Origin of the sequence: uncultured Roseibium sp. (genome assembly GCF_947494555.1) — a bacterium.
Classification (GTDB): domain Bacteria; phylum Pseudomonadota; class Alphaproteobacteria; order Rhizobiales; family Stappiaceae; genus Roseibium.
In genome coordinates this window covers 978,026-1,000,272 of record NZ_CANLVF010000002.1, presented here as the reverse complement: position 1 = coordinate 1,000,272, position 22,247 = coordinate 978,026, and the positions used below count along the sequence as shown (strand labels likewise).

Sequence of the window (22,247 nt, the reverse complement as noted above, 5' to 3'; positions counted from 1 at the left end):
AGCCTCTGTTATTCCGCCGCGACGTGATCTTCGATCAAGGCATTTGGCGACGGCCTGTCCCCTGGGTCCGCACCTTGAGCGCGCATCTGTTTCTGGATCGCCTTGTGATCCACCATGCGAAGAGGCACATCTGCGTTGAGCGCCAGTGAGACGGCGACGCCGGCCGCTTCACCCTGCGCCATGCAGGGCGGAATTTCGCGAGAGAGCTTTTGGGCATCGCTCTCCACCGAATAGTGACGGCCTGCAACGATCAGGTTGTCGATGCCCCTAGGCAAGAGCGCGCGGTACGGCGTGTAGTAATCTCGTCCCCGGCAGACCGTATCTTCAAAGTAGCGGCGTGATTTCACGTCATCCTTGTTGACGACATATTCGCCCTGCAGCAGCCTTGTCTGACGTATGCCCATCTGCTCGGCGGCCCCCAACATGGTGGCATTCTCAAAGCCCGGAATGTTTTCCCTGGCGAAGTGGTAGAGCTTCATCATCCGCTCCCGGCCCTCGACCTCCGAGGCGACCATGTGTTCCACCGACAGTCCGTCATAGCCCGGCATGTGCGGGCAATTACACCAGACTACGCCCGGGATAGGCGTTTTCAGCCACCACATGCCCCAAGCCCCGCCGATCCGGCGGCGGGCTTCGCGGTCGAGCTTCTTGTATTCGTCAGGGTTTGCAAATTCGAAGGCGACGGCCTTGTCGGTGTCGACATTGGCCATTCGGAACACCGTTGTCACAATGTACTGCCCGTCGATGTACTCAGCGCCGGCAGCTACACCGACATCGAGGTCGCCGGTCGCATCCACCACGTACTTTGCCTTGATCGCCTGCCGACCCATTTTCGTCTGGGCAATCACGCCTGTGATGCGGCCGCTTTCCATCAGAACGTCAGAGAACCAACTGTGCGTGCGCAGATTGATCTTTGCTTCGACCACGATGTCGAGGCTGACCCGTTTCCAGGCATCCGGATCGAACGCGACTGCGTGGATGATCGGTTGCGGCATCATGGCCTTGTGAAAATCGATGCAGCCCCAGCGGGACCACTTTTGCCACATCTCCCAATTGGTTTGGCAGTCTTCAGATGGCGGATAGACCGCACCGTCCTGACGTTCCAATCGCTCGACGAATTCGCTGACAATACCCGTTGTGACGATTTCGTTGCCTTCGTTCACCATGTCGTCCAGAACGAGCACCATGCCACCCGACGCCATGCCGCCAAGGTGATGGTAGCGCTCGAGCAGCGTTACCGAAGCACCGTTACGGGCGGCAGATACGGCGGCGGCATGGCCAGCTGGTCCTGCGCCGATGACGACGACGTCACAATCGGCAACAACGGGGACCTGACCCCCTTCCACTTGAACAGTCATTCCATGACGCTCTGCCATAATCCTTGTTCCTTGTTTTAATCCGGCCCTTGCGGGCAGCTACCAGCGAATGACGAGCTTCTCCGCGACCGTAACAGCGGTGAAAAGCAGCACCGACAGTCCGGAGGACACGAAGACAGTTGCGTAGAGAAGCGGTGAGCGGAAATTGAACGTGCTGTCGATAATCAGGGCACCGAGGCCGACATCGGCCCCAATCCATTCACCGACTATCGCTCCGATGACACAGGTCGTTGCCGCAATCTTCAGCGCAGAAAACAAAAACGGCAGCGATGACGGCAGCCTGATCTTCCAGAACACTTCCGACTTTGATGCAGAAAGGATCCGCGCCAGCTCCAGGGTTTGTGGCGACACCGACTGCAAGCCCCGGACCATGTTCACAAGCGTCGGGAAAAAACAGATCAGAGCGGCGATCACGACTTTCGCCGTCATGCCCGCGCCAAAAATCAAGACCAGGATCGGCGCGATCGCAAGTATCGGAATAGTGTTGATGAAGACGGCAATCGGAAAGAATGCTTTCTCGATCGTCCGGCTGTGAACAAAGGCGACCGCGATCAGGATTGCAGCCAAATTGCCGACAACGAAGCCGGAAAGGCTTTCAACCAGGGTCGGCCAGAAGTTCCGCAGCAAGAGCGGAAACTCGTTTTTGAACACTGCCAGAACGTCCGTGGGCGCCGGTGCAATATAGGTCGGGACCTCAAAGAGCCTGACCCCCAATTGCCAAATGAGAAGCAAGGATATCGCCGTCCCGAGCGGGATCGCCACGTTGCCGGCCCGTTTGCGCATTTCCGCGAGACGATCCACCTTGTTTTCTTCAATGTCCGGAGAGATTTGCGCAAGAGACATCAGCACTCCTCCAGAAGTTGGCGAAGCCGACCACAGTACCGGTTGAATTCCGGTGTTTCGCGCAAAGCGATTTCGCGTTTTGCCGGCAGATCGACATTGATCACCTCCTTGACGCGTCCCGGGTTGGCCCGAAGCATCAGCACTTTTTGACCGAGGAAGACCGCTTCGGGAATGGAGTGGGTGACAAACAAGATTGTGACCCCGGTCTCCCGCCAGATGTCCCGCAATTGCAGGTTCAGGTGGTCACGCGTCATTTCATCGAGTGCGCCGAACGGCTCGTCCATCAGCAAAAGCTTCGGCTTGCAGACCAGTGCGCGCGCAATGGCAACCCGCTGCCGCATGCCGCCGGACAATTCATGCGGCAAGGCATCCTCGCGCCCATTCAGGCCAACAAGGGCCAGAAGTTCGCGCGGGCTCTTGTCGGAGTGCGGTATCCGCACGCCTCTCTTCCGTCCGATCTCCAGCGGCAGTTCCACGTTCTGAAGAGCGCTGCGCCAGGGGAGGAGGGTGGCGTCCTGAAAGACAAATGCGAACTCACGTGCAAGCCGCGCGGCTTCCGTTGTCTTGCCGAGGATCTCGACATTGCCCTTGGCCGCCGGCACGAGATCCGACACAAGCCGCAGCATCGTCGACTTACCGCACCCCGACGGTCCGAGAATTGTCCAGAATTCGCCTTCACCGATTTCAAGGCTGATGTCTTCAAGGGCAGTGAAGCTGCCGAACTTCACCGAGGCTCCGGACAGGCAGGCCGCAACGTTGCGGCTTGCCAAATCCTGATGCGGGTGTGTGTCCGCAACATCAACCAAATGTTGGACGGACATCTTTAGTGGCTTCAAGAATGTCCAGCGTCATGATGTCAGACAGTTTTGGCGCACCTTCGGTGAACTGCCCGAGACTGTCATAGGTATCAATCTGTTCCTGCCAGTTTTCCGCAGTCATGATGCCCCAGCCGCCGGCCTTGGTCTTGTCGTTGAAGGAGAATCCAAGGACCAGATCGACAGCTTTCATTTCGCTGTCCTTGTCCAGGTTCGGATAGCGTTCCACCAGCGCGTTGACACCAGCGGTCGGATCCTCATAGGCAGCGCCCCAGCCTTTTGAAATGGCGCGAATGGCAGCCGTGATCTTGTCGCCGTGTTCCTGGAGAACGTCATCGGTCGTGTAATAGGGGTTGGCATAAAGCTGGATGCCTGCATCCCACAGTTTCATGTCGACCCGCTCATCGCCAAGGACGGACAAAGCGCCGACATTGGTCTGCCAGCCGGTCGCGACATCGACTTGTCCAACCTTTAGCGGCGCCATATCGCCGCCCATGACCGACACTTCCACCTGGTCTTCTTCAATGCCGTTCTTGGCAAGTAGCGCACGCAGCAATATGCGCGCGGTGCCCTGGGTCGCGACCTTTTTGCCGATCAGGTCCTCAGGCGTGCGAACCGGATTGCTTTCCATGGAGAAATACGTGAAGGGATGCTGCTGATACCCCGCTGCGACGCACTTGATCGGCAGGCCCGCAGCCCGCGCAAGCATGAGCGAAGGTGAGGAGGAGATTGAGCCGAAATTGTTCGCACCCGAGGCGACCGAAGCAACACCGTCGATGTTCGGTCCACCCGGAACGATTTCCAGCTCCAGGCCTTCTTCGGCAAAGTAGCCCATCTTGTCCGCCAGGACTTCGCCCATGATGCCGTTTGATGCCAACCAGCCGAGCTGCATCCTGATCTTGAAATCGGCAGCCGTAGCAGGTTCGATTGAAATGAATGTTCCTGTTGTCGCCAGTCCCGCGGCCGCGCCAATTCCCTGAAGAATGTGCCGGCGGTTAAGTCCCCTGTTCTTCATATTACCCGTCTCCTGGATGGTGATATTTTGGTATCTCCCATTTTTCTTTTCAGCCTAGACGCGGGTTTTGCGTTGCAGATAGAATTAAGTTCTGCACATAGCGATGCCTTTTTTGCATCGCTAGGGAGTCAAGCCGCATGCACAGCAAGTTTTTGAACTATTTTGACGAGGTCGCCCGGCAAGGTTCCATCCGTCGCGCAGCGGCCGTTCTGCATGTGTCTTCGTCGTCCGTGAATCGCAAGATTCTCGACATCGAGGAACGGTTGGGTGTCAAACTGTTCGACAGGCATGCGGAAGGCGTGGAATTGACTGCGGCCGGAGCCGTTGTCCTGGAACATTGCCGCAGAACGATTTTCGACTACGACAAGATTTTGCATCTTGTGGCAGACATTCGCGAGATGCGCGCGGGCCATATTGATATCGCATCGCTGGATTCGGTCGCGCTCAGTCTGCTGCCGACCGCGGTCGACCAATTCGCACGGCAATATCCGAACATTACCTACACAATCAGAACTGCCCAGCCGGACGAAATTGTGCGCGCGGTCGCGGAAAGCGACGCTGGAATTGGTATTTCCTTCTGCAACGATCTGCACCCGGGCGTTCGTACACGCACCGAAAAATCGGCTCCGATCGGCGCCATACTGAACAATGATCATCCGCTGGCTGAGCGCGACTCGCTGGATATCGAGGATCTGATCCCGTTTCCCTTGATCCGGTCGTACGATGCTTTAACGGAGCGCTCGCTTGTAAATCTTGCGATCGAGGACGACAAGGTTCCGCTCAAGACGGCATGTTTCACCAACTCGCTGCCTTTGGCTCGCTCGATGATCCTGAAGGGTCATGGAATTGGCCTATATTCGAAGATTGGTTTCTTAAGCGAAATCGAAGCTGGAGAACTGCGATATCTCCCGCTCAAGTCAAGCTTCCTGAAGGATCTGAAAATCGGACTGCTCATCCCCTCTCGCAGCCATCAGACGCCGATCGAAAATGCCTTGTGCCGGATACTCTCCAAATCCCTTCGGAGCCTTCGCCTGGACTCCTAGTAAGCTTTGACAACGGGCCAGAGTTTGCCGGGCGGCTGCTTGATAAGTGTGTCTGTCTGAACAAGATGAAGCTGGAGCTCTCAAGGCCAGGAAAACCAACGGGTTTTGCTTACGTCGAGGCCATCAACTTCTGCTTATTCCCCAGGGCAAAAAGCGGCAAACTGTGCGGTCAGTTGTTGCGGCCCGTCGTCAAACGCGTCGGGACCAACCAAACGGTAGAGAAGTCCTGACGTTGCGCTTTTTCGTATGGTCTCAGCGAGGTCTTCTGAAAGCCGGTCTTTCGGGTCAGTGCCGCAAAGGCGTGCGAATCTGAGCGCCATCTCGGACTGGGTCCGATAGCCTGTGTGGTGGCCGTTTTGTGCGCATTCCCGCAGGCCGTTGCGCATGGTCTCTTCGCTTCGTGCCTTGATCGCGCCGCCCCAGCTGTAGGCAAGATATCGTGCCTGTTGCTCCAAAGGCGTCGGGTAGGAGCCGGCCTGGCTCCAGAGCCCCAGGAAGGCAAGCCCGGCCAGGTCCGGATGCAAGGTGAATTCGTCAAGCTCGATATAGGTGTCGGTCAATCGAAGTGTGTCCCGGGTCGCTTCATCGAGAAACGGCAGGTTGAGCGCGAAACCGGTGCCCGAGATGATGCCGTCAACTTCCAGGTGGGACCCACCCGGAAACCGGAGTGTCCGTCCGCTGATCAGTTCCGGCCATTCGACCGGCGTGACGCGCCCCTCCGCAACGAGATTGAGATAGTGCTGTGACCCGGTCGCTCCGGCTTTCGTGAATTCAGGATGCGGTTTCGGCGTGCCATAGCGGCTGGGATCACCTGAATAGCGCAGGATTTTCTCTTCGCTGTCTCGCATCAGCGCCTCCGGGTCATCCAGGGCAAGCGCACCGCGCTCATAGGTGAACAGGAGATATTCAATCGGCAGTCCCCGGACCATCTTGGGGTTCACGTACCGTTGCCGCCGCTGAGCAAGATGAACGCTGGCCGCCCCGAGCATGGAAAGATCGGAGGCAATTTCGAGCGATGATATGGCGCCGCCCAGAACGACGACATTTCGGTTCTGATAGGCGAAGGGATCCTTGTAGTTGAAGGAGTGAATGATCCCCAGATCGCCGGAAAAGGTCTCGTGACCTGGAATTTCAGGTATGACCGGTTTGTTGAAACGGCCCGTCGCGATAACGACACGGTCGAAACGTCTTTCGAACTGCTCGCCGTCTCTTTCCAGCAGCAAGGACCAGGTCCCGTCTTTTCGTGCAAGTTTGGTCAAACGCGTGCGGAATTGAACCAGATCCAGAATGCCGTATTCGTGTGCATAGTTCTCGAAATAGGAGCGAACCGCTCCGTTGTGGGGGAAAAGCGGTGTGCCCTTTGGGTAGGGCAAGTCAGAGAACCGGGTTGCTTCCAGAAATGTATTCGTCACCATTTGCGGCCAGACGCCGCTCATCGGATTGCTGACGGACCATTGTCCCCCGACTTCCGTGTGGGCTTCGAAGACTGTCGGCGAGAAGCCTTGTTCCTTGAGCCATCTGGCGGCGGCAATCCCGCCCGGTCCTGCACCAATGATCGCGATATCTGTCATGACCAACCGTCGACTGTTTTAGTGGAAATAGATCCCGCCGCACACATTCAGCGCCTGTCCGGTGACAAAGTTCGACAGATCGGAGGCGAAGAAGACGGCAGGCCCGACGATGTCGTCAGGGTCTCCCAGACGCTTCAACGCGGCCACGTTGGTCCAGTGGTCGATGTTTTCCTGGCTGCCGAGGTTGTTTTTGCCCATTTCGGTCAAGATGATCCCCGGGCAGATCGCATTGACGGTAATGCCATCCATGCCGACTTCCTGTGAGTAGACGCGCGTCAGCGTGATCGCTGTTGCCTTGGTGGCCGCATAATGCCCCTGTGTCGGAACACCCTGACGCCCGGCAATCGAAGCAATGTTGATAATTCTTCCCGACTTGCGTTGCCGCATCTGGGGGAGAACCGCATTGGTGCACAACAGGACGCCTTTGGCGTTGACGTCGAAATGGGCGTCCCATGTTTTTTCATCCAGCTCTTCGAGCGGTTTCGGCAGTAATATGCCTGCATTATTGACCAATATGTCGATTTGCCCGAAGGCATCCGTCGCCTCACCGACGACGCTCTCAACGACGCTCTTGTTTGTTACATCCAACGGCAGTGCGAGGCATTTCTGTTCCGTCTCGCCGACTTGAGCGGCAACCTTCGCAAGCTCGTCCGATTGACGATCCAGGTCGGTGATTACGGTGTTCGCTCCATGTTTTGCCAGCCCGACAGCAAGGGCTGCACCGATACCGCGGGACGCCCCTGTGATAAGAGCGGTCTTTCCTTCAAGGATCATTGTGCTGCCTCCAGTTCCTTCAGTGGCCAGCTTTCCATTGCGGCCATTACCGATTCAAAATCTTTCAGGATGCCTTGGCTGCCGAGACCCTGGGCTACGTGCGCGGCTACGGTGTTTGCAAACCGGGCGCATTGGTTCAGGTCCCAGCCCTTCAACAGACCGGTGATGATCCCGGCGGTGAAGCTGTCCCCGCAGCCGGTCGTGTCAACAACGTCGATCTGGTGGGCAGGGAGCTGAAATGCAGCAGCATTTTCAGGATCCACCCAGACACCGTCCCCTTCCAGGGTAATGACCGCATTTTTGACGCCTCGCGCCTTGAACCAGCCGGCGACTTCAGCAGGCGTGCCACCTCCAGCCATGGCCCGGCTCTCCTCGATCGAGGGAACGAAATGGTCGATATAGGGCAAAAGCGGCTCGACCAGCCTGACCGTTTCCTCATTCGCCAAGATCAGGTCGAACACAGTTGTTCTGCCGAGTTCCTTTGCGCGTTTCAAAAGCTTGAGAGACGGAGCGCCATCGAAACTTGCGAGCAGTCCCGTGCCGCCCAGGTGGACAATCGAAGCGTCGCAGGCCGCCTCAATGCCGGCGTCGTCCAAAGTGAAACTGTTGGAAGTCCCCGGCACAAAGAATGCGGATCGGGCACCGTCCCTTGCGATCGGCAACATGGACATTGCCGTCTGTAGGGACGGGCTGCGCCTCACAAGGCTGGTGTCGATCCCGGCGGACTGCATGGCCGACAGCAACCAATCGCCCATCGGGTCGCAGCCGACTTCTGCCACCACCTTCACCTTAAGGCCCAGCATTGCACAGTCGAGAGCTGTCGCGCCGGCTGTGCCCGCTACGGTCATTGTCATCTGATCAACAAAGGTGGCGCCTCCACGCGGCGGCATTTCATCGGCGTGGGCGCAAAGCGTGTCGAGAACAAGAAAGCCGACCGCAGATAGATCGGAGTGGGTCATTTGCTGTTTCCCTCATCAGTGAGGCCGTAGCCTGCGATCTTATCGCTGACGTCCTGGATTTGCCGGTCGGTCAAAAGAGGCGGTTTGCCGAGCTGCAATGCGCCAAAATACTGTCGCGCGAGTGTTTCAAGTTCTTCTGCAAGCCAGAAGGCCTGTTGTATGGACGAACCGGTGGCAATCATGCCGTGGTGGGCAAGAAGGCAGGCCTTGCGGTCCGCCAGCGCTTCGACCGCGAAATCGGAAAGCTCCTGGCTGCCATAAATCGCGTAGGGTGCGACCCTGACTGACGGACCACCGAACACTGCGATCATGTAGTGAATTGCCGGAATCTCCATCTTGTGGATGGCCAGGATCGTACAATAGGCGGGGTGAGCATGAACGATGGCTTCAGCATCTGGTCTTGCCTTCAGGATGTCTCTGTGAAACCGCCATTCGCTTGAGGGCCTGTTCTGGCCAAAGGCTGAACCGTCGGTATCCAGGTAGACGATATCGTCGACGCCCATCTGGTCGTAGGGCATGCTTGAGGGCGTGATCAGCAATCCGTCATTGTGGCGGATGCTGACGTTGCCGGACGTGCCCTGGTTGAGGCCGCTTGAATTCAATTTCAGGCAGTGCTCGATGATCAACTGCCGTTTTTCCAGTTCTGTGAAATCGATACTCATGGTCTATATTTCGGTTCGATTTAGTGGCGCCCGGCGGCAATCACCGCCGCTTCGGGCATCAGGCAAAGGCGCCACATGGCCCGCAGTCCAAAGACAGGTCCGGGCAACTCAAAGGCCATCCAGCGGCATCGTGTAGGTCGTCGCAGTGCCTTCGACACAGATGTCGCCGGCGCTGTCTCTAATCTCGACTGCCATCTGACAAATCGGTTTGTCATCCCGCACGGAGGTGAGTTCAACCTTGCCTGTGATCGTTTCTCCGACGCCAACCGCTTTCTTGAAATTCAAGTTGGTGTTCAAAAACACGGTTCCCGGACCGGGCAGGTCCTCGGCAACGCACGCATTCAGGAGCCCGGTTGTTACGCCACCTTGCACGATCAGCTTGCCGAAGGGCGATTTCTTCGCCAGTTCTTCATTGTAGTGAACGGGATTGCGATCGCCTGTCATAGCCGTGAACGAATGGATGTCCTCAATCTTCGTCGTCCGGCTTCTCGTTGCGATCTGGCCGTTGGCGGGCTTCCCCTTGATGACACCTTTCCAGCCGTCTTTGAGTTCACTCATGCCGGTTCCTCCTTGTTGTCCGGGTTCTTGAAGCAGGGCAGCATTTGGCCACCGATGTTCTGCGGAATGAATTCGAGCCGGTCACCGATTTTGGCCTCATGCCCCTCCACGAGAATGTGACTGAGCAGGGTCGGGCCTTCATCGAGCTCAACGAGCCCCACCAGATAAGGGGTGGCGGGTAACCAGCCGGGATGACCCGGCTTCCAGATCTGCGAATAGGATTTAAGCCGACCGAAGCCCCTGACCTCGGTCCAGGCAACGTCGCTGCTCCAGCAATTTGGGCAAAGCGGACGAGGGTAGAAAAAGTGCTCTCCGCAGCTGCCACACTTTTGGATCGTCAGTTTGCCTTCGGCCGCATTTTCCCAGAAAGGCGCGGTCAGCGGTGTTTTCGTCGGTCCAGGCACGTCCAGTTGCGACAGGTCCTTCATTGGGCGCCTCCCAGCACAAGTGCAACGGCTTCGCTCATCGTGGCTCCATTTCCGGTGACGAGAGCGGTTTCGCATCCGGCGATCTGCCGCTCGCCCGCATTGCCCCGGATTTGCCTGACGGCCTCAACAACATGGGTCATTCCGCCTGCGAGGTCTGGCTGCCCGAATCCGAGTTGTCCGCCGTGTGTGTTGATCGGCTGGTTGGCCTCAGGACCCATGCCGCCATTGTCACGAAGCCAGTTTGCGAATTGCCCCGGTCCGCAAAGACCGGCGTCCTCAATCGTTGTCGCGACCATGATCGTGTAGCAATCATAGAGGCTCAGGAATTTGATCTGCTCGATGCCGAGGCCCGACTGGGAAAGTGCCCGTGCCATCGCTGGCTTAAGAGGGCCTGATGTCAGGTTCGGGGCCTGGCTGACAACGCGGTGTGTGATTTTTTCGCCCGCACCCAAAAGGTGGACAGGACGATGGGGGCCTTCTTTTGCATTTTCCGCGGTGGTAACGACGACCGCGTCTCCGCCGGCAACCGGCATGACGATCTCGAAAAGATGGAGCGGTGAAGCGACCATCGGCGAGGCCAATACCTCTTCGACATCCGCAGGCTGCCCGTAAAAGATTGCATCGGGATTGAGCTGTGCATTGCTTCGCGCACCAGCCGCTATGATCGCGTAGTCTTCAGCCGTGCAGCCGAACGCGTCCATATGCGCCTGCATGAGCAGGGCATAGGACGTGTTTGCGCCGGATGCTCCGAATGGAGGGTCAAATTCTCTGGCAGGGTTCCTGTTGGGGGATCGCGGGGCCGGTGTATTGCGATGGTTTCCCAGGACACATAGAACGGTCTCGCATTGTCCGGCGGCTATGGCTGCGGCGGCGCGCCAGATCATGCCAGGACCGGAGGCCCCGCCAAGGTCGACCATGTTCGACATGGTGGGTTGAAGCCCGAAATATTCAGACACCATTGCGGGCACGTGCTGGGGCGTTTCTCCGACTTGCGGTCCTACCAGCAGTCCATCGACCTGGTCGCTACCAATTCCCGCATCCTGTAGCGCAAGCGCCGAAACCTGCATCAGAAGTTCCAGCGTTGTTACGCCTTCCGTGCGCCGGACCGGTTTCAGTTCGCCAATCCCGGAAATGGCCGTGCGGGGAGAAAGGTGCCTCATAGGGCATCCTCCCGTTTCAGGGCCGCGAATTCGGCAAGACAGCCGGGATTTGCTATCGACCCGAGATTTTTGACCTTTCCGCCATTCACGGTCGTGCGGGCAGCACCTTCCACCCGTTTGCCATTGATCGTGTAAGGAACGTCACTGACGAAATGAATTCGTGCCGGGACATGACGCGGAGACGCGGACATGCGGATATCCGCCCGCAGTCTTTTCAAGGTGTCCTTTGATCCTGTCGCACCATCCGCGAGTTTCAACGCGAGCACGACTTCTTCGTCGCCGGCATGATCTGCCCCGAAGGCCAGGAAATCGCTGAACTCGGGATAAGTTTCGCACACAGAATAGATTTCAGAAATTCCGATGCGGACGCCGCCCGGCTTGAGCGTATTGTCGGAACGTCCATGAACATATCCGCCGCCGGTATGGGTCAGTTCGGCGACATCGCCATGGGTCCAGATCTCGGTGCGGTCGGCAAAATAGGTGTCACGGTATCTCTGCTCACCCTTGTCACCCCAAAAGGTAAGCGGCATGGAGGGAAACGGTTCTGTACATACAAGCTCGCCGCGCTTGCCGATGACCGGAGCCCCTCTTTCATCCATCACGCCGACGGCGTGACCGAGTGCCGGAACCGTTAGCTGACCGCGCCGGACGGGGTGTGTCGGTGATCCGATCAGGAACGACCCCAATATCTCAGTGCCTCCCGAAATGGAGGCAAACATCATGTTCGTCTTGATCGCTGAATAGACCCAGTCGAACTGGTGCGGCAGGCAGGGCGCTCCGCAAACCAGGAGGGCTCTCAATGAAGAAAGGTTCTGTCTTTCGCCGGGGCGGTAGGTTTCGGCAGCCAGCGTGGCAAGATATTTCGGGCTGATGCCCAGATGGGTCACGCCAGCATTCTCAGCCAGTCTCCAAAGGGGAGAACAGTCGAGACCTCGGTCCGTTTTCAGGATAGGCGCGCCATCGAAAAGGACGATCGCTGAGCCCGTCCCGAGCGCCGAGATCATCCAGTGGTACATCATCCAAGCCGTGTTGGTGTACCAGATTACCCTGTCACCGCCGCGGACATCTCCGTGAAGGATATGTTCCTTGAAATGCTGGAGCAGGACACCGCCGGTGCGATGAACGATCGCCTTGGGAACGCCAGTCGTGCCGGATGTATAAAGAATATAGGCCGGATGATCGAATGCGACCTGTTCGAATTCCAATGTCTTTCCGTGTCCGAACGTCTCCTGATCGATTGCATCAAGCGCAGAATTGCCGCTGACGATCACGGTCTGAATGGAGGGCACCGACGCAACCACATCGGATAAGCGATCGCTGATATCGTGGTCCTTGCCGGCATAGGTGTAGCGGCACGTCGCGAACAAGACTTTCGGTTCAACTTGTCCGATCCGGTCAATGATTGCGGATTTGCCGAAATCGGGACTGCAGGACGTCCACACGGCGCCGATGCTCAATGTGGCAAGTGTTGCCACGAGCGCGTCAATGCCGTTTGTCTGAACGCCTGCAACACGATCACCGGGGCCGATACCACACTCTTTCAGGCCCGTTGCGACGCGCGCGACCTGCACGGAGAGGTCTTCACGCGTATACTCCCGGTAAGTGCCGGTTTCATCCATCGCACAAACCGCGATATCAGACGGGGCTCCGCGCAAAAGCAGGTTTTCAGCGAGGTTAAGACGGGCTTCGGGGAAGAACCGCGCGCCTGTCATCCAGGCAGCGTCATCGGGCGCGAAACGGATGGTTCCCTTGTCGCCAATTACTTTTGTGAACTCCCAGACAGCCCCCCAGAATGCGCCAAGGTCGCTTACTGACCAGCGATGAAGGCTGACGTAGTCTTCTGGTTGAAATCCGGCCGCCATCGCAAACCTTGCAAGAGAACTCTCCGACAAGGCTTCCGGTTGAGGCTGCCAAAGAACTGCATCCGTCATCGTCTTGCTTTCACTGTGCTGCGACGGGTTCAAATTCCTCAAGACCGAGCCGCGCGAGTTGCTCCGGCGGATATCCCTCGTGATCCAGAGTGGTCCGAAGCAGTTTCAGCATGCGTTTGCGTTGTTCAGGCTCTTGGTCCCAAAGGTTCTGGGTCTGATCCGGATCGACCGAGCGATGAAACAGAAAATCATCGTGCGTTCTCGGATCAATCTTGATTGGCAGTTTCCAGAGCGGGAAGGGGATGCTCGGATCGAACCTGTTCTGGTCAACCGGTTGGGGAGGCATTGCTCCAACGCGCCCATCCACGGGATTGTCCACCAGAAGTGGGCGGGCGATCATGGTGGAATAGCTGAAGAGCGGCTTGTCCTTGATCGGCGACTTGAAGAGCGTCCATTCGCCGTCGGTAATGCACACGCCTTGCCCAAAAGTTCCGTAGGTAATCTCCGACCGGACGGCATCCTTGCCTTCCATCAACGGCAGTATGCTTCTGGAATGCCGCGTTTCTTCCGGTGGTTTTCCGCCGGCGGCTTCAATGACGGTCGAAAAGATGTCGACGGTCTGGGTAAGATGGGGGACGCGCTGTCCCTCGCCATGATGATGAGGGTTCCAAACGATCATCGGAATATTCGCGTGACTGTCGTAGTGGGGGTATTGTTTGCCGAAGACACCGCGCTGACCCAGATCATGCCCATGATCGGTCGTGAATATGACCAGCGTGTCGCCCCACAAGCCGAGCTCGCCGATCTTGTCGAAGAACTTGCCCAGCCATTTGTCGACCATCGTGGTCTTGCCGTAGTACTGGGATCTCAGATACGCGAGTTCCTGAGGTGTTGTCTGGTCCATGAAGGCGTCCAGATCCTTGTAGACCTGATAGGGCGGCCAGATGTTGAAGTCGTCCGCATTGCCTTCGATCCCTTGCGTGTACATTGACGCATATGGCTCGGGGATGTGGAACGGTTCGTGGACGTCGAAGCTTTCGACCTGCAGGAAGAAAGGCGCGCGCTTTGCATATTTTTCGAGCCAGTCTCCCGCCGCCGTAAATGTCTTGGCGGGAAAATAGTCTTCCTCACCTTTGAAATTCTTCACGTTTTCCCAGTACTGGCGCATGTGATAGGGCGAGCGGAATTCACTCATCTTCTCCACCCACTTGGGGGCAGGTCCGCTGTCCGGGAGCGTGTGGTAGTCGGTTTCATGTCCTCGGATCATTTCAAGTGACATGAAGCCCTGCATGTAGCCGTTCGCGGTTTCTTCCCAGTAGTGGTAGTGGTCGGTCACCAGGCCGGTGTTGTAGCCCTGTTTTTGCACTTCTCGCGGCAGCCGCGGATCGAAAACCTCGAGGGAGCCCCAGGGGCGCCACATGAACTCCTTGCGGCCGGCAAAGATCTCCCTTCGTGCAGGCATGCACGGCAGGCTGGCAATGAAATGACCGTCAAATACGTGCGACCTTCCGGCGAACGCCTGAATATTGGGCGTTTCGCATACTGTGGACGGGTTGTAGATCCGCAGTGCTTCCTTGTTCAGGCTGTCCACCAGAATAAGAATAATGTTCACAGCGCCCTCCCAGCAGCTGTAGGCAGATTTGCAGTTTGGAGAGGCGTTCAATTCGAAGTCGCCTCATTTCTTTTTGATTATAATCAGAATTATGTCAAATGAAAAAATCTATTTTTTGCAAGCTTGACATTCGTTAATTCTGATTATAATCAATAATAATCCTGGTCGCATTACATGTGGCATTTCGACGCTACATGGTCATAGGGAGGAGATGCGTGATGGGCAAAATTAGAACTGGAAATTTTAGTCGCCGCACAGTGTTGAAAGGTGGTGCGGCGGGTTTTGCTGCATTGGCTGCGCCTGCGGTAATCTCAAGCGGTGCACTCGGAAAGAGCGCAAGGCTGAGGATCGGCATTATTCCTGCGTATTCATTCGGTCTCTACTGGTTGATCGAGGATCAGGGGTTTGCTCCTGATGTTGAGCAGGTGTTTGCTGTCTTCCCGTCGGGTCCGCCCGCAATTGAGGCGATGGTTGGCGGTTCGGTGGACGCGATCACAGTCGGTTCCGTACCGCCTCTCGCAGCCATGTACAGGAAGGTCGCGGACTTCCGGGAAATTTCGGTCTGCGGTGATGCGTCCGGCCTTTTCCAGATTGTCGGCGCGCCGGATGTGAAGAAACTTGCCGATCTGGAAGGCAAGAAAATCGCCGTTACGTCGGGCTCCAACTTTGATTTTTTCCTCGACACAGCGCTTCGCGTAAACGGTCTGTCAGACATGCCGTTAACCCGGGTGAACATGGAGCCGATCGACGGACAGTCCGCCTTCATCGCTGGCGCTGTCGACGCAACCGTGCCGCTGGCAACATCCCGCAAGCTGATTTACGACGCGATGCCGGACGCCAATCTGCTTGTTGACGGGTCCAAGCTGCCGATCGATATCCGGCCGTCCATCATGGATGTCTTCATGACCACGCAAGACAACATGGATGCAAACGAAGCAGCCTATGTTGAGCTGGTCCGGGCCTTTCACGAGAAAGCGGTGAAGATGCTGCGCGAGGACAATGCCGCTGTCGTTGACCGCATGGTCGCATGGCAGGAGCAGGTCGGCCGGGCAGGGGTGACACCGGCTGACGTCGAGCCTTTGCTCAACGGTTACTTCTACTTTGACAAGCCTGAGATCAAGGACGTTTACTCAAAGGGTATTCTTGAGAATTCTCTGAAAGTACAGTCTGAGTTCCTGGTCGCAAATGAGCGGATCGGCGGTGTTCCGGATCTTCCGGCTCTGGTATCCGATCAGATTGTCCGGCAGATCTAAAAGCCGGTCCGAACGAATAGGCTTGTTATGAAAAACCTTCTGCGAGGGCGCCTGTTCCTGGGCGCCCTGTCGATCACAACCGTGTTGGTAATCTACGTGGTTGTGACAAACCAGCCTGACAACAATCCGAGCCTTTTGCCGCCCATTTCGCTTATTATCGGGTCTTTCTTCACCAACCTGGAAGCAGGAACGTTGCTGGACGCTTTGTCGGCCAGCCTGTTTCGGATCTTTCTCGGGTTCCTGTGTGGAACGACCGCAGCTTTGGTGATCGGGTGTCTGGTTGGATGGTACGAAACGGTAGAATATCTCGTCGACCCCCTGATCGAGGCCGTGCGTCCCATTCCGCCGCTCGCGTATATCCCAATCGTGATCATCTGGTTCGGTATTGAAGAGTTCAGCCGCGTTCTGCTCATCTCAATAGCGTGCTTCATGGTGTGCGTCGTCAATGTGATCGCGGGCATGAAAAACGTTCCGAAGGTCTACGTTGACGCAGCCGCAACGCTTGGAGCCTCGCGGATCCAGATTTTCCGTACCGTTGCCATTCCAGCGGCCACTCCGTTCATCATCACGGGATACCGGATAGCGCTGGCAGCCGCCTGGACGACACTGGTCGCGGCCGAGCTGATCGCAGCGCCTAACGGTCTCGGATATCTGCTGCAGGAAGGCCGACGCTATTTCCTTACGGATCAGGTCATGATGATCATCGTCATCATAGGTGTCTGTGCGTTCTCGATGGATCGGGCGTTTCGTGCGATCCAGAAGCGCTTGATGGTTTGGTCGGAGGCACGTGAATAATGCCTGAAATTAAAGTCAATCATCTCAGCCACACCTTCGGCAAGAACACACCGGCAGCCCTGACCGTCCTGGACGACATAAACCTCACGTTTCCTTCCGGCAGCTTCACCTCCATCGTGGGAACGTCAGGTTGCGGAAAGTCGACACTGCTAAAGATGATGGCGGGCCTGTTTGTCCCCTCCGACGGCGAAATGACGCTCGACGGTGACGTAATCAACGGGACGGACAACAGGCGCGGGATGGTGTTCCAGCAGGATGCTGTCTTTCCCTGGATGACAGTTGCCAAGAACGTTTCCTACGGACCGCGTCTACGGGGTGCAAGCCGCGCCGAGCAGGCCGAAATCGAAGCCAAGTGGGTGGAGATGGTCGGCTTGAAAGGTTTTGAGGATCGTTGGCCGAGAGAGCTTTCGGGAGGCATGCGCAAACGTGTCGATATCGGCCGGGTCTATGCCAATAATCCGGACGTGCTCCTGATGGACGAGCCTTTCGGAGCGCTTGACGCGCAGACCAAGGAACGCATGCAGTCCGATCTCCTGAAGACCTGGAACCAGACAAAGAAAACCGTCATTTTCGTCACGCATGACCTGGAAGAAGCAATCTTTCTTTCTGACCGGATTATCGTGATGTCAGCACGGCCAGGCCGTATCCGGCACATCGAGGAAGTCAGCTTGCCGCGTCCCCGTGAAGATGCTATGCGCCTTGAATCAGAGTTTCTGGACATCAAGCGTAAGCTGTGGGGAATGCTTGAACACTAGACCATGGTGTTGAATCCAGCCCAAAGAGGAGCGGCTGTTTGAAAGGAATGCAGAATACCCGCAAGGCAGTCGGCCGTCCCGGATTTGCCGAACAGGACAGTCTTGCGGTCGAGATCTTTCTTTTCGAATGCCGCCGAATTGTCCTCTCACGCGGCGCTTCCGTCCCCTTGTGGGAGCAACTCAGCGTTCAACTTGAAAACTTGATCTTAAGCGGCAAACTGGCAGTCGGCAGCCGTATTCCGTCGGAGCCGGCGCTGTGTGACCTTTTCGGAGTTTCAAAGGCAGTCGTGCGTCACGCGATTACCTCGCTGGCTGCGCGCGGGCTCGTGGTCAAAATTCCGAGAAAAGGAATGTTTGTCGGCGATCGCCCTCGAGAGAGCGGGTTCGTCACATCGAATGTCAGTTTGTTTGATGACATGTTGGCCCGCGGGGCCAAGCTCAGGACACAGACATTCGAATTCGTCAAAGTGCTTGCCGATGACGAGGAGCGAGAAGCCCTTCAGCTGAAGGCAGAGGCGTGTGTTGTCCGGGCCGGCAGGGTGTTCTGGGCATACGGTCAACCGATAACGCACTCGATCATGTCATTTCCGGCTGAAAAGGTTCCTGGCTTCGAGCGGGTGCCGATTGAAGGCAAGTCTATCCAGGGGACTATCCGCGAATTTTATGGACGCAGAATAGTAAGAGCTGAACGCTGGCTTTCCGCCGTCATGCCACCACCTGAAGTGACCCAGCGCATGGAACTGGAAAGTCAGGATCCCCTGATCTGGATCGAGTCGATCGGTTTCGAAAAAGACGGTTCTCCTCTCGAGTACTACCGCGCCTATTACAACAGCGGTGCCGCCCGAATTCACATTTCCGTTTCGGATTGACTTGTTTTTCGAACGCCGGTCAGGCCTGGCCAGCCTGAGTTCAGTCGGTCACCTTCGACTTGTAGAACCTCTGTCACGCATGCTCTGAATTTGACAGACTGCCTTTCATGACAAACTCACCGTTTTCCATTGTCGAGATGCAGCCGATGGATCGGGTAGCCGTCGCGCGCCTGGTCGCGAAAAGCTGGATTGAAACATATGTAAGTGAACTGGGTCCAGATATTGCCGCCCGATTGTTGGATCAGCTTGACCGGGACGACATGACCGGACTATTGCCGGGCGCAGATGAAACAGTCTTTCTCGCGCGAGGCAGAAATGGCCTTAGGGGCTGTGTGACCTCCGCTGCAAGACATGGCATAACCTACCTTTGGGGGCTCTATGTTTTGCAAGAGTTTCAAAGAAAAGGGATCGGGCGCGAACTCGTGGAAAGAGCGGTGAGGGCCCATGGTTCGAAAAATTCGGTCGAACTTACAGTTTTGAAAAGCAGCGTTTCCGCACGCAGGTTCTACACGTCTTTGGGATTTCAATTTGCGTCTGACGAAGACTTCGAAATTTTGCCCGGAATAAGTCTCCCTGCAGAAAAAATGGGCGCACCTGCGTCGGAAGTCGTCAGTCAGGACAGGCCAACATACTGATTACATTAATACCGCGGCATTGAGACGGGTTCTTCCTTTTCGTGACGCGTCCCGGGAATGTCAGATATCTATGAAGCCGTGTTGTGCTTGGTGTGATTGCCGCCCGCCAATCCCCGACCTAGATTGCTTCGATGGAAAAGCGCGAAAATGATCCCGTCGTCGGCACCCTCCACGAGACCATAGCCGAGAGGCTTTGTGCTTTAGGCAAGGTCTCGCCTTATGCGTCGGATGCCGATGAGCCTGACCCGCGTTACCGCGCATATGGTGTTCGAGCGCCGCAGATGAAGCAATTTGTTTCAAGCTACAAGGCCGACTTTCGCGAGCTGAGCGTGGAGCAAAAGGTCGATTTGGCCAGGCGGCTGATCTCTTCAGGTTATGGCGAACAAAAAACCGTTGCACTTGCCTTGCTGGAGCGGATTTCAGACTATTTTTCGCCAGCGAGATTTGACGCCTTGGAGCAACTGGTGAGAGGTCTCCACGGATGGAGCAAGATCGATGCCTATACCGGATCGTTCCTGAGGCTTGTTCTTGAAGCCCATGAGGCCGAATTCATTGACTTGCTCCGTTCCTGGGTTGACGACGACGATCTATGGCTGCGCAGGGCAAGTGTCGTCGCCTTCACACGCAAAGCCGCAAAGTCGGGTCGATACAAAGACGTCGCGCTGGCCAATTGTGATGCCTTGATCGAGGACCCGGAACGCCTGGTACAAACCGGGGTAGGGTGGTGCCTGCGGGATCTGATGCGCTGGCATGGAGACGATGTGCTGCCCTATGTCGTGGATCTGCGGAACAAAGGAGTGAGCAGCACAATTACGCTTTATGCCCTCAGAGACATCAAAGGCGCGCTCCGCGAAGAAATCCTTAAAAAGCGAAGCTGAGAAACGTGTGTTTCGCGTAACATCTGGGTGTCTGTCTTAGTTGTGCTGGCGAGCTCAGCGCGCAAAGTCCGTTGTCGGGTCCGGTTATCGGTCTGTGTCGAGCCAGTTCACGGCATCGGCAGTCAGGTAAGGTGCTGCCCCTAATGCGGCCGGACGGGTTCCATCGACCCTGAGAGGCGAAAGCAGCGAATGGAACGACTGTTCGCCGCGTTGAACGTCACCAATCATGCCCAGTTTCTGAAGAATTCCGGAGTTGATCAGACCATGCCAGTCCATGACCGGTGCTGCCCAAAGGTCCGCTTCCACCATTTTCTCTATCCACGTCGATGTCGGTTGCGTCGCGAGGTGATCGTTCAGAAGCGCCGCTATCTTGTCCCGGTCGTCAAACGGATCGAGGCCCTCCAGGGACTGGTTTATACCAAGACAGGCGAACAGGTCTTGCAGGTCATTCATGGCAACCGCAATGTGTCCGTCTGCAGTCGCATAAACGCCGTAGGGCGCTGAAAGATAAGAATGAGCAGGATTGTTGCGTGGTCGTCTGGGCGTCTGCCGCCCATCGTTGAGAAACGTCGACAGCAACTCGAACTGAAGATCGGTAATCGCCTCAATCAGACTGGTCTCGACGACACCTCCTTCACCCGTTATTCCGCGCCTGACCAGCAGCGCCAAAATGCCCTGTGCCAGCGCTGCTCCGGCAAGAACGTCAGCCACCGGCAAGCCGATTGCGACGGGCCCGTGTTGTTCCGCACCTGACAACCACATGATCCCGCTCCGGGCCTGGGCCAAGAGATCCTGACCCGGCAGCGCTGCCCAGTCATTGTCACCGCCATATCCGGAGACCGAGCCGTAGACAATCCGCGGGTTCCTGGCACGAACGGCGTCCGCTCCAAACCCGAGACGCTCGATGACACCGGGTCGAAAATTCTGGACAACCACGTCGGCATCTTCGATCAGCTTCCAGACCTTCTCGCGATCGGACTCCAATTTCAGATCGACTGCAATGGAGCGTTTGCCGCGGTTTATGGCATGAAAGATCGTGCTTTCTCCATCAATCAGCACATCCGATACGTAAAGATACCGGGAGAGATCACCCTTCCCACTTTTCTCGATCTTGATGACATCCGCGCCGAGGTCAGCAAGGCGGAGCGTGGCGTAGGGGCCGGCGAGAAACTGGCTGAAATCGACAACCTTCAATCCGTCCAAAGGGGCAGAAATACTCATCTTCAGCGACCTTCGTTAAAGCTGGCAGCAAACGCGTCATTCAGCTCAGAGATTGCTTCTTGGATGCCCATCTCTTCCGTAAGAGCGGCGTTTACGATCTCAGATGCTGTCTGCTGAAAGGCCATGTAGCCGTCGTGGCGTGGCCTCAGCCAAGCGGCCTCGTGGGTCGCCCTGGTATTGTGATAGGCGTCAAGAACCGGTTCGTTTACGCGTGGATTGGCCCACGCAACGGCATTGCCAGGCTGGCCGTTTGCATTTGCGTAGATACCCGACTGGCAATCTGAACCCGCCACCCAAGCAGCAAATTCACTGCAAACCTCAGGCTCTGAGGTTTTGCTGGAGACTGCAAGGCCGGTGCCGCCAAGCGCGGAACCTATCGGACCGGACTTGCCGAGGACAGGGATGTCGGTGAAGGCCAAACGGTGGCTCCGGTAACCTGCGTTCGAATAGCCTTTGTAAAGATATACAAAGGGAGCTATGCGAAGGGTCTTTGCTTCGCTCAACCGGTCCATCGCAGCAATCGGGTCCATGCCAAAGCAGGCAGGGTCGATATGATCGGTGACAGCTTTCAATTCCGAAAAGACGGTTCTCGCCACTTCTTCGGGAAGAAGCCGTGTGCGTTCAGACCCGCACGGACAGCCGATGTTGGCCGCCAGTGTATAGATGCACATGAGCGAGTGCGGCGGGCGCATGGGCAAGATGACCGCGCCCTCGCGTGCGGCTTGTTTCACATCGGCCCAGGTTTCTGCACGCGCTCCTCGGTCGGGCCTGTGGGCCTGCACCTGCGTTGCTGCGTCGACAGGCAAAGCCCATTGGTGTCCGTTTATTGTGTAGCTGATAAAGCTCTTTCCAACCGTTTCGTTTGCAATCGCCGTCATCGACTGTTCCGGCACCCAGTGATCAAGAGCCAGGAGGCACCCTTGCCGCGCCGCCTCACCGACATGAGGGTGGTCGATGATCATGAGGTCGTATTTCGCAGCCAGTTCCTCGATCGGAGTACTTTCAAACTCTTGAAGCGAGCGTTTGTCCCATGTGATCGACACGCCGGCGTTCTGCTCTTCAAATACGGCAGTTGCTGCAATCAGAGGATCATATCCGCGCGGGTCCGACCAGGTCATTCCCTTCAGATTGATGGCGTGCGTCATGTGTTTCGA

General features: G+C 56.7%; 22 protein-coding genes and 1 pseudogene. 8 read left to right on the top strand and 15 right to left on the bottom strand.

Annotated elements, in window-relative coordinates:
- Window positions 1-8: 8 nt before the first annotated feature.
- From Q0915_RS13055 to Q0915_RS13040, 4 genes are read right to left on the bottom strand one after another with little or no spacing between them, the layout of a single operon-like run.
- A complete protein-coding gene (locus tag Q0915_RS13055) occupies window positions 9-1,376 on the bottom strand; it encodes an FAD-dependent oxidoreductase (protein ID WP_299471961.1) in 1,368 nt (455 codons plus the stop codon).
- Between the two features lie 39 nt (window positions 1,377-1,415).
- Window positions 1,416-2,159, bottom strand: a complete 744-nt coding sequence (locus Q0915_RS13050) for an ABC transporter permease (RefSeq protein ID WP_299472327.1) — start codon at window positions 2,157-2,159, stop codon at window positions 1,416-1,418.
- A gap of 59 nt (window positions 2,160-2,218) precedes the next feature.
- Window positions 2,219-3,040, bottom strand: a complete 822-nt coding sequence (locus Q0915_RS13045; protein WP_299471960.1) for an ABC transporter ATP-binding protein — start codon at window positions 3,038-3,040, stop codon at window positions 2,219-2,221.
- Window positions 3,018-4,049 (bottom strand): ABC transporter substrate-binding protein, encoded by a 1,032-nt coding sequence (locus Q0915_RS13040; RefSeq protein WP_299471959.1) that lies wholly within the window; start codon window positions 4,047-4,049, stop codon window positions 3,018-3,020. Before Q0915_RS13040 ends, Q0915_RS13045 begins: the two co-directional genes overlap by 23 nt.
- Window positions 4,050-4,186: 137 nt before the next feature.
- Here Q0915_RS13040 and Q0915_RS13035 point away from each other — a divergent pair, with 137 nt between their 5' ends.
- Window positions 4,187-5,092 carry a LysR family transcriptional regulator gene (locus Q0915_RS13035; RefSeq protein ID WP_299471958.1) on the top strand — a complete coding sequence of 302 codons (906 nt, stop codon included), beginning with the start codon at window positions 4,187-4,189 and terminating at the stop codon, window positions 5,090-5,092.
- Between the two features lie 8 nt (window positions 5,093-5,100).
- Window positions 5,101-5,220: pseudogene (locus tag Q0915_RS13030) on the top strand (IS3 family transposase); the annotation flags it as partial.
- 6 nt (window positions 5,221-5,226) lie between these two features.
- Here the strand turns inward: Q0915_RS13030 and Q0915_RS13025 are convergent.
- From Q0915_RS13025 to Q0915_RS12985, 9 genes are all read right to left on the bottom strand, one after another.
- On the bottom strand, window positions 5,227-6,663 hold the full coding sequence (locus Q0915_RS13025; RefSeq protein ID WP_299471957.1) for an FAD-dependent oxidoreductase: 1,437 nt from the start codon (window positions 6,661-6,663) through the stop codon (window positions 5,227-5,229).
- A gap of 18 nt (window positions 6,664-6,681) precedes the next feature.
- A complete protein-coding gene (locus Q0915_RS13020) occupies window positions 6,682-7,437 on the bottom strand; it encodes a 3-oxoacyl-ACP reductase family protein (protein WP_299471956.1) in 756 nt (251 codons plus the stop codon).
- Entirely contained in the window at window positions 7,434-8,396 is a 963-nt protein-coding gene (locus tag Q0915_RS13015; RefSeq protein WP_299471955.1) for a carbohydrate kinase family protein, read from the bottom strand. Before Q0915_RS13015 ends, Q0915_RS13020 begins: the two co-directional genes overlap by 4 nt.
- On the bottom strand, window positions 8,393-9,058 hold the full coding sequence (locus tag Q0915_RS13010; RefSeq protein WP_299471954.1) for a class II aldolase/adducin family protein: 666 nt from the start codon (window positions 9,056-9,058) through the stop codon (window positions 8,393-8,395). The genes Q0915_RS13015 and Q0915_RS13010 overlap by 4 nt, the downstream gene beginning before the upstream one ends.
- A gap of 108 nt (window positions 9,059-9,166) precedes the next feature.
- Window positions 9,167-9,616 carry a MaoC family dehydratase gene (locus Q0915_RS13005; protein WP_299471953.1) on the bottom strand — a complete coding sequence of 150 codons (450 nt, stop codon included), beginning with the start codon at window positions 9,614-9,616 and terminating at the stop codon, window positions 9,167-9,169.
- Window positions 9,613-10,044: a zinc ribbon domain-containing protein gene (locus Q0915_RS13000; RefSeq protein WP_299471952.1), complete on the bottom strand. Its 432-nt coding sequence runs from the start codon at window positions 10,042-10,044 to the stop codon at window positions 9,613-9,615. Before Q0915_RS13000 ends, Q0915_RS13005 begins: the two co-directional genes overlap by 4 nt.
- On the bottom strand, window positions 10,041-11,204 hold the full coding sequence (locus tag Q0915_RS12995; RefSeq protein ID WP_299471951.1) for a thiolase family protein: 1,164 nt from the start codon (window positions 11,202-11,204) through the stop codon (window positions 10,041-10,043). Before Q0915_RS12995 ends, Q0915_RS13000 begins: the two co-directional genes overlap by 4 nt.
- On the bottom strand, window positions 11,201-13,135 hold the full coding sequence (locus tag Q0915_RS12990; protein ID WP_299471950.1) for an acetoacetate--CoA ligase: 1,935 nt from the start codon (window positions 13,133-13,135) through the stop codon (window positions 11,201-11,203). Before Q0915_RS12990 ends, Q0915_RS12995 begins: the two co-directional genes overlap by 4 nt.
- 10 nt (window positions 13,136-13,145) lie before the next feature.
- The gene (locus Q0915_RS12985; RefSeq protein WP_299471949.1) at window positions 13,146-14,687 is read right to left on the bottom strand and encodes a sulfatase; all 1,542 of its coding nucleotides are present in this window, start codon (window positions 14,685-14,687) and stop codon (window positions 13,146-13,148) included.
- 218 nt (window positions 14,688-14,905) lie between these two features.
- On the opposite strand from Q0915_RS12985, the gene Q0915_RS12980 reads away from it, so the two are divergent.
- The 6 genes from Q0915_RS12980 (at window position 14,906) to Q0915_RS12955 (ending at window position 19,872) form a co-directional block, all read left to right on the top strand.
- Window positions 14,906-15,940, top strand: a complete 1,035-nt coding sequence (locus Q0915_RS12980; RefSeq protein WP_299471948.1) for an ABC transporter substrate-binding protein — start codon at window positions 14,906-14,908, stop codon at window positions 15,938-15,940.
- A gap of 27 nt (window positions 15,941-15,967) precedes the next feature.
- Window positions 15,968-16,735, top strand: coding sequence for an ABC transporter permease (locus Q0915_RS12975; protein WP_299471947.1), 768 nt, complete (start codon window positions 15,968-15,970; stop codon window positions 16,733-16,735).
- Window positions 16,735-17,490: an ABC transporter ATP-binding protein gene (locus Q0915_RS12970; RefSeq protein ID WP_299471946.1), complete on the top strand. Its 756-nt coding sequence runs from the start codon at window positions 16,735-16,737 to the stop codon at window positions 17,488-17,490. The genes Q0915_RS12975 and Q0915_RS12970 overlap by 1 nt, the downstream gene beginning before the upstream one ends.
- Window positions 17,491-17,537: 47 nt before the next feature.
- Window positions 17,538-18,359 (top strand): GntR family transcriptional regulator, encoded by an 822-nt coding sequence (locus tag Q0915_RS12965; protein ID WP_299472326.1) that lies wholly within the window; start codon window positions 17,538-17,540, stop codon window positions 18,357-18,359.
- Window positions 18,360-18,466: 107 nt separating this feature from the next.
- Window positions 18,467-18,994 (top strand): GNAT family N-acetyltransferase, encoded by a 528-nt coding sequence (locus Q0915_RS12960; RefSeq protein ID WP_299471945.1) that lies wholly within the window; start codon window positions 18,467-18,469, stop codon window positions 18,992-18,994.
- Window positions 18,995-19,125: 131 nt separating this feature from the next.
- Window positions 19,126-19,872, top strand: a complete 747-nt coding sequence (locus Q0915_RS12955; protein ID WP_299471944.1) for a DNA alkylation repair protein — start codon at window positions 19,126-19,128, stop codon at window positions 19,870-19,872.
- An 84-nt stretch (window positions 19,873-19,956) separates the two neighbouring features.
- On the opposite strand, the gene Q0915_RS12950 is transcribed toward Q0915_RS12955, so the two are convergent.
- The gene (locus tag Q0915_RS12950) at window positions 19,957-21,093 is read right to left on the bottom strand and encodes a CoA transferase (protein WP_299471943.1); all 1,137 of its coding nucleotides are present in this window, start codon (window positions 21,091-21,093) and stop codon (window positions 19,957-19,959) included.
- A gap of 2 nt (window positions 21,094-21,095) precedes the next feature.
- Window positions 21,096-22,238 (bottom strand): ABC transporter substrate-binding protein, encoded by a 1,143-nt coding sequence (locus Q0915_RS12945; RefSeq protein WP_299471942.1) that lies wholly within the window; start codon window positions 22,236-22,238, stop codon window positions 21,096-21,098.
- Window positions 22,239-22,247: the final 9 nt, after the last annotated feature.